Origin of the sequence: Flavobacterium muglaense (assembly GCF_014305155.1) — a bacterium.
Taxonomy (GTDB): domain Bacteria; phylum Bacteroidota; class Bacteroidia; order Flavobacteriales; family Flavobacteriaceae; genus Flavobacterium; species Flavobacterium muglaense.
Map to the genome: position 1 here is coordinate 16,643 of NZ_JACRUK010000048.1, position 13,700 is coordinate 30,342.

Annotated in this window: 10 protein-coding genes; 4 read left to right on the plus strand and 6 right to left on the minus strand. The window is 36.3% G+C overall.

The annotated features are described in order from the left end of the window. Positions 1–22: 22 nt before the first annotated feature. From H8R24_RS14755 to H8R24_RS14770, 4 genes are all read right to left on the minus strand, one after another. Positions 23–985, minus strand: a complete 963-nt coding sequence (locus H8R24_RS14755) for a nucleoside hydrolase (RefSeq protein ID WP_187020460.1) — start codon at positions 983–985, stop codon at positions 23–25. After that, a complete protein-coding gene (locus H8R24_RS14760; RefSeq protein WP_187020458.1) occupies positions 985–1,980 on the minus strand; it encodes a phosphotransferase in 996 nt (331 codons plus the stop codon). Before H8R24_RS14760 ends, H8R24_RS14755 begins: the two co-directional genes overlap by 1 nt. Before the next feature lie 365 nt (positions 1,981–2,345). Continuing rightward, positions 2,346–5,321, minus strand: a complete 2,976-nt coding sequence (locus tag H8R24_RS14765) for a TonB-dependent receptor (RefSeq protein ID WP_187020455.1) — start codon at positions 5,319–5,321, stop codon at positions 2,346–2,348. Positions 5,322–5,367: 46 nt separating this feature from the next. Next, the gene (locus H8R24_RS14770; RefSeq protein ID WP_187020452.1) at positions 5,368–6,063 is read right to left on the minus strand and encodes a TIGR04282 family arsenosugar biosynthesis glycosyltransferase; all 696 of its coding nucleotides are present in this window, start codon (positions 6,061–6,063) and stop codon (positions 5,368–5,370) included. A 306-nt stretch (positions 6,064–6,369) separates the two neighbouring features. Here H8R24_RS14770 and H8R24_RS14775 point away from each other — a divergent pair, with 306 nt between their 5' ends. Then, complete coding sequence (locus H8R24_RS14775) at positions 6,370–6,546, plus strand: histone H1 (RefSeq protein WP_187020450.1); 177 nt, start codon at positions 6,370–6,372, stop codon at positions 6,544–6,546. A gap of 63 nt (positions 6,547–6,609) precedes the next feature. On the opposite strand, the gene H8R24_RS14780 is transcribed toward H8R24_RS14775, so the two are convergent. Together H8R24_RS14780 and sbcD are read right to left on the minus strand one after the other, a co-directional pair. After that, entirely contained in the window at positions 6,610–9,627 is a 3,018-nt protein-coding gene (locus H8R24_RS14780) for an AAA family ATPase (RefSeq protein ID WP_187020447.1), read from the minus strand. A gap of 20 nt (positions 9,628–9,647) precedes the next feature. Continuing rightward, entirely contained in the window at positions 9,648–10,865 is a 1,218-nt protein-coding gene (gene sbcD / locus H8R24_RS14785) for an exonuclease subunit SbcD (RefSeq protein WP_187020445.1), read from the minus strand. Between the two features lie 436 nt (positions 10,866–11,301). On the opposite strand from sbcD, the gene H8R24_RS14790 reads away from it, so the two are divergent. The 3 genes from H8R24_RS14790 to H8R24_RS14800 all read left to right on the plus strand — a co-directional run bounded on the left by H8R24_RS14790 (position 11,302) and on the right by H8R24_RS14800 (position 13,639). Then, positions 11,302–12,360 carry an NAD(P)-dependent alcohol dehydrogenase gene (locus H8R24_RS14790; protein ID WP_187020442.1) on the plus strand — a complete coding sequence of 353 codons (1,059 nt, stop codon included), beginning with the start codon at positions 11,302–11,304 and terminating at the stop codon, positions 12,358–12,360. 169 nt (positions 12,361–12,529) lie between these two features. Next, positions 12,530–13,090, plus strand: coding sequence for a DUF6642 family protein (locus H8R24_RS14795; RefSeq protein ID WP_187020440.1), 561 nt, complete (start codon positions 12,530–12,532; stop codon positions 13,088–13,090). Between the two features lie 45 nt (positions 13,091–13,135). Beyond that, positions 13,136–13,639: a 2'-5' RNA ligase family protein gene (locus tag H8R24_RS14800; protein WP_187020438.1), complete on the plus strand. Its 504-nt coding sequence runs from the start codon at positions 13,136–13,138 to the stop codon at positions 13,637–13,639. Positions 13,640–13,700: the final 61 nt, after the last annotated feature.

The following is a 13,700-nucleotide window of genomic DNA, read 5'->3' on the forward strand; positions in this document are numbered from 1 at the left end:
CAACAGTAAACTAAAAGTGCGGCTATCTAGCCGCACTTAATGTTTTTAATATCTCCTCTTCAAACCCCTGCAAGGCACGAATCGCATAATCTACTTTCTTCTTGCTTTTATACTTATAGGAAACTTCTAAAAAGTTTTTAAAAGGCACAGTAGGTTGCACTTTGATCGCATCGTTTTTTCTATAATTTACTTTTATAGGAATGTCTTTGTAATACGTAAAATAACCAGGATGCGTGATCACTCCTAGTGTCGAACAATCAAAGGGAATAAAGCCTCTCACTCCAAAATATTTCTCATTTTTATCCATCCACGGTTGCACGATGTCATAAAGCCATTTATCAGCCTCAAGGGATTGGTCTAAACTAGCCAAATCTATATTCCCAATATGGGTGTAAGAACTAGGTTCGTACCCTGCAAATACTAACGGAATAGAGGAGTTTAAAACCACATCCATCGATTTGTAATCCAGTTCATAATTATAATCAAACACATTCAGTTTTCCGTTTCCTGGATTAAAAGGCAAGCCTGGCGTACGGGCAGCACAAATCGATATTTTCTCTATTTGCGGAATAATATCGGGATGATTCTGGATCAACGTCGCAATATTTGTCATCGGTCCAAGGGCCAAAATAGTAAGCTTCTCTTTTTTCAACGCTTCATACAATGCTCTCGTACCATCATTTTCAACACCTAAATCATCTGCCTTAGGTGATCCCTTATATACCGGAATTGCCGCTCCCTTATTGTGCCATCCCAATATTTTATTGATAATAGGAAAACTATAATCTACATAAGTGATCGAACTAATCCCCACAATCTCTATTTGAGGTTGCTTTAAAGCCATAATCAATGTAATCCCATCATCAACCTCACGAGGCGTTTTATCTGGCATTCCAATCATAATATCGGTATCAAACCAAACCTTCTTTTGTGCCTGTACTGATGCGGTAAGCAACAAAGCCAATGCTATTATTTTAGTTTTCATTATTGCTGTTTTAAAATTAAATGCTGAGCAAATTCTAATAATGCTCCTTTCGTTTTCAAATCCATTTTTAATGGCAATTGCGCCAATCCTATCAACCTACGCATGATCTCGGTTCCTATAAAACCATTCAAAATCGTTTCGTTTAGTTCGTTATACATTGTATAATTTTCCTTTACGTAGGCAATCGCACTTGCGTCTTGTTGCGTCAAATAAAGATGTGCTACCAGTACAGCCAAATCAAATTCACGTAAGCCATAAAAGCAAAACTCAGGGTCAATAATCTTAATGCCTTCATTGGTTTTAAGCCAGCTCCCCGGATAAAAATCTCCGTGCAGCAAATACTTCCCTTTCGATAAATACAAAGAACCCAATCTTTCAATTTTATTCTTCAAGTCGGCATTTTTCTTATAAGGCATTGCTAGTTCTTGCAATCCCATTTGTACGTCGTCTAGGTTAAACCCATTTTCAATCTTAAAGGGATACTCAAAAACATGTTCGTAATTCAAAGCCCGCATTTCGGTATTGATCAATTCATTATCAACAACCGTTTTTTGAAAAACTTGGTGCAAACCATTCAAATACTGTACTAATTGTTGCAACTCCTCTTCTTGTAATTGCTGTTTCAAATCGTACAAAACAGCATAATCATTGGTTTTTCCTAAATCCTCCAATGCAATTACATTATTCACGGTATCTATTCCTAAAAGTACCGGCATGGCCTCCTGAACTTCTTTTGCTTGAGCAATTTTAGTATAAAAAGCCCCTTCCGTAACAGCGCGCTCAGCAGGTGCTAAAACTTGCGGATACTTCTCCACATAACCACGCGACTGCTTAATGATAAACGTGCGTGTTTCGGTTTCAATACGCAACACACAATTCATATTTCCCTCGCCAGGTTTTGCCACCGAGACAATCGTTTCGTCCTGTTGCAACCACTGTTGTTGCTTTAAATAAACTGCCAATTGCTCTGGCTCATTTGCATGTAGTATAAACATATTTTAAATTTTATTTGGGCGTTCCCACCAAAAAAAGGTGGGCGGGCTATTCGCTATATTCCCGCTATAAAAACTACGGCTTAAAAAAAGCCTTGTTTTTAAAACCAGGAGATGCCGCTACTATCCCTAACGCAACATTTCAAAATCCTGCAAAACAATAACGCCTTGCAGGACATTAGTATCGTAGTATTATATCCATTGATACAATTCAATTTTTGTGCTTTTAATCTCCTAAAAACAGGAACTTTATACTTTTAAAATTGTTTCTCGCAATCCCAAAAAACGCAGCTATCTGAACCCAACTATTGGGCTATCCAACTCTTTTCTTCTATATTTCTATGTGGTTAAATGCATCAATCCTACATTTAAAACAAATAACGAACACCAAACTGAAACTGTCTTGGTGGAGACGCATTTCGTTGTGTAAACAAGCCACTCGCACTTGATCCACCTTGAATCTGGTTACTTTGAGTAGCATTGTTGCTGTATCCACTTAAATTTTCGGCATTGAAAATATTAAAAATATCAGCACGCAATTCTATTTTATTTTTTCCCGCAATGGTAATTTGGTGCTGCAAACCTAAGTCAAATGTTGTGTTCCATGGCAAGCGGTCGTTGTTTCTACTCTCTCCCGGAAAACGGTCGCTATTTCCTTGATAAGCATCCGAAAAACTGGCACCATCACCATTCAAATCTGTAGTCCCAAAACCTAGCGGAATGCGATTGATTGGTTGCCCACTTTGCAACAATCCAGCTACAGTTACAGTAGTTCCTTTAAAAGGATAATAGCTATATATTCCGTTAATGTTATGCGTTCTATCATTTACAGATGGTCCCCATTCATTAGCAAAATTATTCCCATCCGAAGCTCTAAAGTTAATTCCATCTGTATCATTTTTACTTGACGAAAGCGTATAGTTCAATCGATACGAGTAATCATCTGTACCTCTCGCTTTTTGATAATTAAAACTCATGGCATAATACCTTGATTTCCCTTCGTTTTCGCTCATGATAACACTTCTTGCAATTCCAGTTACCCTTTGCCCATCAATGGTTGCGCCACCGTTAATGATGGGTATTGGTCTTGAAGCATCGGCCTCAGCCTGTGATCTAATAATTACATTGTTAGGATCAACAGTATATTCTGCCGCAGCGTTTAAGTTTCGTAAACGACTTAAATTTTCTCCACGATTGTGTACTAAATCCACAAAAAACATACGCTCATCTGTTAATTGTAATTGGTACCCTAAAGCAAACTCATGCGAATAGGAGTTTTTATATCCTTTGGGGTTTAAAATACGACGCTCATTCGAGAAAACAGTTTCTCTTTGTCCTTGTAAATCCGTTGCCGATGGCCCTTGTAAATAATTCACTCCAGCTACTGAAGCAGCTAAATTTCCGTTGTACGTAATGCGATCAATATTTGTATCTGATGGCAAAATACCCAGTCTTTTTAATTCTTCTAATTCTAATTTGTAGCTTGCTGATGTCGTATTTTGTTGCAATGCATCACTGTACAAAGCATAATTTATCTTATCGTATGAGATTCCGTATCCTCCCCGTAAACTGCTCGAATTATCTAATTTGTAATTGAAATTAAAACGCGGAGCTAGATTATTAAAATCACCTCTATCGCTTCCTCCTTTTGACAAATTATCATAATCGTAACGCAATCCTAAAGTAATATTCAATCGGCTAGAAGCAGCCCAAAGATCCTCAACATAAGCCGAATAAATATCTTGATTTGTTCCAAAAGAAGTAGGACGCAACTCTACATTATAATTCAAAACGGTAGCATCAAGCGGAATATCATTTACATTTAACGCTCCTCCTACTCCACTATTTTTTATACCATCAATTTGACTTTGATTTAATTTCACGCGGTAATTCCCCACTGGATTTCCACCACCAAACAATTGATGATCTCCTCTAATGAAATTTAAACCTGCTTTAATCGTATGATTTTCTGTATAATATTTAACTTTTTGCTGAATTTGAATTGTGTTTTCAACCGCATCAAATACATACCCTGGATTTCCTATTACACCTAGCGTTTCATCATTTACCCCTAAAATAGTCACTTGTGAAGTATTCGGGTTAAAAGGTTTTGCATAATTCCATCTAAAACGGCTGTATTGTACATTAGTTTCCCCAGACACATTTCCGAATTTATAACTGTTCTTTAATGCCAATAAAATACTATTGCGCTGTTGCGAATTTCCCGCTGACGCAAAGGTAGATCCACCATCTAAACCACCACCTTGACGCTCTATGTCAATAACTCCTACGTTAGCACGCAAAGAGGAATTGAAATTTGAATTCCAAATCTGATCAATTTTTGTAGAAAAATAATTAAAAGTATTCGTTCCTCTGATTGTTTCGGTGACCCCTAATTGAGGCACATTTAATAGATTATCTTTAATATCTGTTGTGTGTTCAAAATTCACATAATAGAATGTTTTATCCTTTACAAATGCACCACCGGTTCCTGCACCTGTTTGGTAGCGTGCAAAACCATTTTTCACTTGATTTCCAGATAAATCCCTTTGTGCAAAACTTGATTTTCCATCAATAGAGGGTCCTGGTCTTGTGATAAAGAAAACTTCACCCGTAGTTTCATTCGATCCTGATCGAGGCGTTATATTGATGATTCCGCTTCCAGTTAAACCATATTCTGCCGAAAAATTATTGGTTAAAACCGTAATATCTTTTACAAAACCTGATGGAATCGCAAATTTTTGGCCTCCCAGAAAGCGTTCGTTATTATCCAAACCATCAATTAAATAAGAAGTATATCCTGAACTCGCTCCATTAATACTCACATTTGGCGCTTCGGCATAAAAACCTGTGGCTTGTGATACATTTGGCAAACGAAACAAAACCCTAGTTATATCGCGTCCTTCAACAGGGATCTCCTGAATTTCGGCAGCCTTCATTTCAAAAGAAACCTCAGCGTCCCTTCGATTAATTTGTGCAGTAGCTCCTTTAGTAATCACTACTTCATTCAGTTTATTAGCATCGGTAGGCGTTAAAAGCAAAGTCACGTTGGGTGCTTGATTCGATCGCACACTAATAAATTCTGATTTTTGAGCAGCATATATTGCTGTTCCTTCAAAAACCACTTGGTAACCATCTAAAGCCGGAATTCCTCTAAAAGTAACTTTTCCTTGACCGTTAGACGTTTGTTGCAACCTGCTGTTTCGAGAACCATTTACTAAAAGCACTTGTAAATTAGCAATAGGTTCTTGGGTATTAAAATCAATAATGGAGACCGATAGATCTTCCTGAGCAACCGCCACTGTGGAGATACTCAATAATAAAAACAGTAAAAAATGTTTCATTTAAGGTTGGGTTATAGGTACGTAATTTTAAAATAAAGTCGTTTAACTAAGCCGTTACCGGAGAGCCTTTATTAAAATTAAATCCTATAATCTCAAAAGTATAACGCTTCTTAACAACAGCTTGAAGCGGCTGTTGATACAACAACAACGAAAGCAATGTGTTTGAAAAACAGCTGTAAAAAGAAAAGTCCCTCAGTAATTTTTTTAAATCATCCAGACAATTAAAATCAGATAAAGGTGTTAATTCTGCTGCGCTACCAAAAGCAATTGCTTTTAATTCATGCAGTACTTTGGGAGTTTGCCAATTGATCTTAGCAAATAACGCTTGATCAAAAACGGTTTTAGAAACACCTATTAAGTAAGTTCCACCTTTGCAATCTGGTCCAAAAACCCAATTGTGAAGTGCTAATTTACTCTTTGCCTTTAGCAAATGGTGTTGACTAAGGCCCGGACTGTCATTACCTACTACGATAACATTGTCAAATCCTTGTTCAAAAACCGTTTGTATGGCATGACTCAATCGCTGGCCAAAAGTGTTGCCATGTTGCGAGTTTTCGTCAGAAATAAAATAAGGAAGCTTGGTTTTTTGAATCGTTCGAATCACCTTCTGATTCATTTTTCCCCACAAGAACTCGTTTTGCTTTTTTCGATAAGCAATTGGTTTCAAAGCACTTTCTACCGTATTGCTTTGCGCAAAAAGTAGTATCGCCGTGGAAGAAGTATGTTTACAATCCAAATTCATACTAGGTTAGACGAAGAACATTGGCATTCCTTACAGCTGTAGTGCTCTTTTTTTGCACTTTATTAATTTACTACTACCAACTACCGAAAAAGCGTTCTCCAATTCCTTCAAATGTACGATTTTGAAAGTAAAAGTAAGAATCCAAAAAAACAGACTGTCTTTTCAAGGGAAATTGATCAATAGGTACCAAATGTAAAATACTGATGTTTAGCCTCCGCCAATAAAAAGTGTGAATTTTAACAGTATTTTATTTCACTGTCAGTTCCAAAATTCTATTTTTGCGGCTTAATTTAATAAAGTATTACCATGAAAGATTTAATTGAAAAAATCAACGCTGAATTCGAAGTATTCAAAACAGAATCTGATTCACTTGTTGAAAAAGGTGTAAAAGCAGCTGGAGCAAGAGCTCGTAAATCAACTTTGGAACTTGAAAAACTTTTAAAAGAGTTCAGAAAAGTTTCTATTGAAGAATCAAAAAAATAAATTTATATTTATATTTATAAAGCGCATTAATCCAAGGAGACTAATGCGCTTTTTTTTTTGCATCTATTCGATTTCAATAGTACTGTATCCCGCTCCGGTGCGAACCAGTTTTATTTTTGAACCAATACGATCTTTCAGTTCTCCCACATGCGATATGATACCAATGGATTTATTTGTTTCATTTTGCATATTTTCAAGGATGCTTATGGCCTGATCTAAGGACTCTGGATCTAGTGATCCAAAACCTTCATCAATAAACAAGGATTCTATTTCTACATTTCGAGCGGCCAAATCTGATAAGCCAAAAGCCAATGCCAAACTTAATTTAAAGGTTTCCCCACCCGACAAAGAGGATACAGAACGTTTTGTATTTCCCATGTAGGTATCAATCACTTTCAATCCATCAGAATCATTAGCTACATCCAACAAATACCGATCAGAAAACCCTCTAAGACGTTGGTTTCCATACTCCAGTAATTGTTTCAACGTTAAGTCTTGTACAAAATTGGAGAACTTTTTTCCTTGTGCGTCGCCAATCAGCAAATTCATTTTGCTCCAAAGTGCCAAATCTTTATTTAGCGCCTCCAGTATTTCCTGGTTGCTCTTTTGCTTCAGTTTGTTTTGACTGTCAATTTCGATGCGTTGTTCCAAATCCCATATCTGTTTTTGAAGTTCGGCATTCATTTGTATCAGTTTGGGCAATGCTAAGTTTAGTTCCTCTAGTGTCACCGCAGCATCATTTAATCGTTCTTCTTCAACCAGTGTTTCTTCTATTGCTTTTAAACTGGTTTGTAGACGGATCTCATTGTCTTTAATACTTTGCAATTTTTTTCGAATTTGGCTTGCCATTGCTTCCTCTAGTATTTTGGACTTTAAAATTTCCAAGGAATCAATCTCCCTTTTTTGAAGTTCAGGCATCAGTACGGCCAATAGTTCCTCTTTTAAAGCTATCGTTTTGTCCCTATTGGCTGTAAATTCAACCAACTGTGCGGTTAGACTACTAATATCTGCAAGGCATAGGCTAAATTTCCTAGTCAAATCACTAACATCAGTATTAATGTCCTTCTTATTGTAAACAGTCGATAGCGTTTCTTTGGCTTGTAAATAAGCTGCTTTTAAAACCAAATACTTGCTGTTTATCTTTTCTAGATCAGTCAAAACTACTTTGGCTTGCAGGTATTTCTCTAATTTGTCTAAGCTGGTTTGATCTTGCTGCAAGGCAGTAAACTCAGCTTCCCATTTTTCAAGCGTATCTTCTTTATACCAGTTCAATTGTGAACACAAGGTCGCTATTTCATTTTCTGCAATTTGCAAATCGGCTTCCCTTTTTTCTAAATCCAATTCGTCCTTTGCATTACTGGCTTGTGCACTGCTTTTTTTAGCTTCAATTAGCAACCCTTCTTTATTTAACGCTTCTGATTTTTTTGTTAGTTCATCAAATTTATCTTGCAAGGTACTCACCAAAACGTCTTCGGCATGTTGCGCATACGGATGACTCAAAGAACCGCATAACGGGCAAGGCTTGTCTGGTTCTAAGTCCGCACGATGTTGATCGAGGCTTTTACGTTGCTTCCAGTCTTCCAACTCTATTTTTGCTTTTTCAACTATTGGAAGAAGGACATCCAATGCTTCTTTTTGCAGTTTTTGGCTTGCTATAAAATCATTAATTTCACTGAACTGCTTTTTAATCTTGGATTTTAACTCGGCTATTCCCTTCTTTTTTTCATCATATAATTTCCTATTACCAATCAACTGGTTAGCCGGTAAAACTAGTTTTGACAGCTCGTCCTTTTTTGTACGAATGGCTTCTATGGTTGCAATTCCTTTACGAGTTATTTCTGCTTCAATCGTTTTTAATTCTTGCTCGATGTCTCCCGACAGATTTTCACCCGCTATTAGAATTATTCCGTACGCTTTAAGTTCTTGTAATTTAGACTCAATACGCACCACTTCCTGCTTGGCTTCGTTTAATATATCCTTTTCTACATTTTGTAGCGCAACTACTTTTTTCCTAAAATCCTCCAATAAAACCTCAAGCTTTTCTTCTGTTACTGCTGTACCTATTAATGCAGCAGCTGCTTTGATTAACTCTTTCTTTGTTATTTCAAAATCTACGACACCCTGTTTTCCTTTTTCTATTGCAACAGTAAGTTCTGATGTGGTTTTATCAGCTCCTTCAATCTGAAGCATTTGGTCTTTAAAAACCACCACAGTATCATGAACTTCTAACTGCTTTTCTTGGCTTGAAGCTTCATTTTTTTCTACTAAAAAAGCATCCCATTCTTTTAGGTTGAGCTGTTTTTTATGTTTGTTTTTAAGAATACTTTCCTTTAGTGCTTTTTTCTTTTCGAGCTCCTTTTGTTTTACTTCATTAGCTATAAACAACGGTTTCTTTTCCAGTATTTCATCCTGAATTGCTTTCAATAATTCATCGGTTAGCAATACGGTTTCCCCCATTTTGATCTCTTGGGTTTTTACAGCATCTTCTACACCTCTAAATCTTTGGAACACTGCCCTACCTATTTTTCGATAAATAGAAGAACCTGTTATCTCCTCCAAAAGTGCATTTCGATCGTCTTTTTTAGCCAAAAGTAATTTCGAAAATTGGCCTTGAGCCAAAATCATCGATTGTACAAACTGATTGTAATTTAGACCAATAATTCGCTCGTTTTCAGCCACTACTTCATTGACGCTTGATACTAAAATAGTACCCGTTTCAAGCTCCGTCAATTCTTGTTTTCTACTCGCTAATGTGCCGGTTCTGGTTCTACGAATGGACCAAGAAGACAAGTATCGCTTGCCTTTAACCTCATATTCCACTTCGGCGTAACAATCCGGCGCATTTTTAGTTAGAATAACTCCTTCCTCCTCAATGATCTTCTCACTGATTGATTTCTCAATTCTTGGTATTTTATTATACAAAGCCAAGGTAATGATATCCAGAATGGTCGATTTTCCTGTTCCAGTTGCGCCTGTAATCACAAAAAGCCCTGCTTCGCCAAGGATACCATTCTCAAAATCGATAGCATGCTCGCCTTTTAGGGCATGTATATTTTTAAATTTTATCTTACAAATTTTCATGTGTCCATTTTATTGAAATATTAATCGATTGAATCTGACGACTGCAAAGCCTCCATTATTTCCTTAAAAGCATTTACAAAATCCCTCGAGTTTTCTATCGAATCATCCTGCTCCAAGCGCTTTTCGAACATTTGAACTGGCGAAAAATCATTGATATCTTCCCCTTTTGTCAGTAGTTTTGAAGTGCCTGCAACCTCATTCTTGAATTTAATACTCCCTTTCAAAATTTGGAGCCCATTTTGTGGTTCAGTAGTCAATAATTCTTCTAATATTCTAATGTGTTCAATATTTTCATTTTCCTCTTCGATCAATACTTCGGCCAAATCGATTAAAGGGGAGTCGGATTGGTAGTTTACTATTTCCTTTTGTACTTCTTCCACGGTCCCTTTAATAGAAATCAATTTTCGGAATTTCGGAATGGGAAGCGAAGAAATCGTAAAATTATCGCCTTCTAATTCTAAAATACAAACGGCTTTAAGGTCTTTTTTTTCACTAAAACTCAATGCTATCGGCGAACCGCTGTATCTAATATGTGGTTTGCCAACCATTTGGGGTCTGTGGATATGTCCTAAAGCAACATAATGAGGTTCATCCCCAAAAACTGAGGATTCTACACCGGCTTGATTTCCAATTTGAATTTCGCGTTCACTTTCTGATACCGAAGCACCTTGCGCATATAAATGTGCCATCACTATAAAAGGAACGCCCTTGTAATTGTCCTTGTAATATTCATTTACTTCGCTAAAATAAGTCGCAATTCCATGTTTGATCAGTTCAATTTTATCATCATACGATTCACCTGCAGCTACAGACCGAATATCCTTGTCTCGTAAAAAAGGAACAGCAGCCACCACCACTTTTTGGCCTTCTAATTCGATTGTTACAAATAATTCAGAAATTGATTCAGGAACACCACCTACCACGCTAATATCTAGAATTTCCAACAGTTCTTTTGGCGCATTGATCACATGAGGAGAATCATGATTCCCTCCTGTTATAATAACTTTACAATTCAAAGGCAATAATTGCTTTAAAAAATAATAGTACTGCTTCATGGCCTGCTGTGAAGGATTAGCCTGATCAAATAAATCACCCGACATCAATAATACATTGATATTTTGCTCCTCAATACAGCTGATTAACCAATCAAAAAAGAGATTCATGTCTTGGGCAAAATCAATTTTTAGTAACTGCTTACCAATATGCCAGTCGGCAGTATGTAAAATCTTAATACTCATATCCTAGTTGTTCTATTTACGCAATTACGAACACAATTGCTAACTGCTATAATTTATTTATTCTCTAGTAACCTCATCCAAAACATTCTTGTACAACAGTTGTCGTATTGCAGCCAACTGAACTTCGGTTCTTTTAGTTTCCATCTTAAAAATCGATCTAAACCTAAACTTAAAAAACAACAAAACCTTACGGATTACCATAAAATGCTATTTTTTCCAATGTTCAAATTTAAGTTATAAATTATAGTTTCAGTCTCCTATTTCAAATAGAAATATATAAAAATTAAGTTATTGAATGTAGAAGGTTTCGAAAGCTAAAGTTTTTGTTTGCCAATATCTAAGGTAGTTGTTTTAACAGTATTGAATAATTCATTTTTTTTCCAAGATTCAATGACTGGTTTTAATCCATATAGCGTAACAAATAACAAAAAAAAACATGAGTACAACAGCAGTAAAAGCATTTGGTGCAGCAGCAGCCGATGCCGATTTAAAAGAATTAAACATAGATAGACGAGCAGTCAACGCAGCAGATATAGAAATAGAAATTTTGTATTGCGGAGTGTGTCATTCTGATTTACATACTGCTCGTAATGACTGGGGCGGAACTTTGTATCCATCAGTACCAGGTCACGAAATTGTGGGTAGAGTAACCAAAATAGGTAGCGATGTAACCCAATTTAAAGTAGGTGATCTTGCAGGTGTTGGTTGTTTAGTTGGTTCTTGCACCACTTGTGAGAGTTGCAAAAACGATTTAGAACAATACTGTGCTAATGGATGGGTGGGTACCTACAATGGACCAGACAAATACTTAGGAGGATATACTTTTGGAGGATATTCAGAAAAAATTGTAGTGGAAGAGCACTTTGTATTAAAAGTACCGACTAACTTAAACCTTGCTGCCGTTGCTCCATTATTATGTGCCGGAATTACAACTTGGTCTCCATTAAGACACTGGAAAGTAGGAAAAGGAAGCAAAGTAGCCGTTGTAGGACTAGGCGGTTTAGGACATATGGCCATTAAACTTGCCAAAGGTTTAGGTGCCGAAGTAACTTTGTTCTCTAGATCCGCTAACAAAGAACAAGATGCATTAGATCTTGGTGCTGATGCTGTGGTTATCTCTACAGATGACGCCCACATGGCAACAGTCAGCGGGAAATTTGACTTAATTATTGACACGGTTCCCTATGTACATGATGTTAATCCTTACGTTGCTACATTAAACACTAATGGAACTCTGGTACTTGTAGGTAATCTAGGTCCATTAGATCCATTCTTGAATACGGTTCCTATGATTTTAGGTCGAAAATCAATTGCTGGTTCTTTAATAGGTGGAATAGCCGAAACTCAAGAAATGTTAGATTTTTGTGGGGAACACAATATCGTTTCTGAAATTGAAATTATAAAAATGCAAGATATTAATGCCGCTTATGAGCGCATGCTAAAAAGCGATGTTCGTTACCGTTTTGTAATTGACATGTCTTCACTAAAAGCATAATATTTTTTATTTTCTTACAATAATCCCAAACACTTTAATATCAAAGTGTTTGGGATTATTGCATAATAAAAACCAATAAACAAACCGCTATTGTACCGAATAGCACCAACTTTTTAGACCTAAAAACCTATCTTTGCGCTTAGATAAACTACCTCCTTAAAAAACGATAATGGATCAGGATAAATTTATTTTTTGCCTCGAAGGAGTTCGAGATGTCGAAATTACCACCGCAACACCAGTAGTTAAAAACTTAGAACAACTCGTTCTTGAACAGGGAATTGCCAGTATATATAAAAACTGCGACACCATCGAAGGACTGGAAGAAAGCCTGAGTGCGTTGCTGTATCACGATCATAATTTTAAGGATTATGAAATCATCTATTTAGTGATGCCGGGTAAACGCAATAGTATTTGCCTAAACGATTACTATTATAGTTTTGAAGAAATAGCTGAACTATTTGAAGGAAAGATGAAAGGTAAAATCATTCATTTTTCGAATGCAAAAGTACTGGATTTAACTGCCGAAGAAGCCCAATATTTCCTTGACATTACAGGTGCTTACGCTGTATCAGGTTATGGTGAAGTTGCTTATCAATTGCCTAGTTTTGCTATTGACAAAGCGTTCTTTAGCCTCTGTCAGGAAATTGATGATGTTGTTGAAATTGTAGAGGAATTGCATCAAAAACATTACGCCCTTTGCAAACTGCTTGATTTTCGATTGTACTATTAAAAAACTATAATTCATTCCTTTTAACCGCTGAACTAATTTTATAAAATGCCCCATACCTACTCCATCGTTTTAAATCCATCAGATGAAATTGTTGCCGAAATAAAGATGATGAAAGAAAAGTTAGCCCAAGAAATAGGCTGGTTTAATAGTAAAAACGCATTGGCACATATTACTATTGGAGAATTTACAGCTACAGATCTACAACTCGAAAATATCGCAAAACAGCTAACTAAAATAAGCGACTCCATCGAACCTACGAACGTAGTTTTGAATCATTTTAATAGTTATCCAAACGGTGCTTTTTTTATAGGACCAAATTCTTATTCGAAAGAAAAACTGCTGCCAATAATGAAACGATTTCAAAAAGAAATTAGGTTTCCCATTGTACATAAAAGCTCTGATCCTCATTTATCAATTGCCCGAAAATTATCTTTAGAAAATTTAGAAACAGCTTCTAAAATGTTTCCAACAATTGAATTAGAATACCAATGCAAAGACGTCGTTCTAAGACGTTTTGACAGCGATACAAAACAATTTATAGAGGTGTAAAGATAAATTCTTATCTTTCGTGAAAGAATTTTATTATGGAATCATTCAAAGGAGAAAGTAT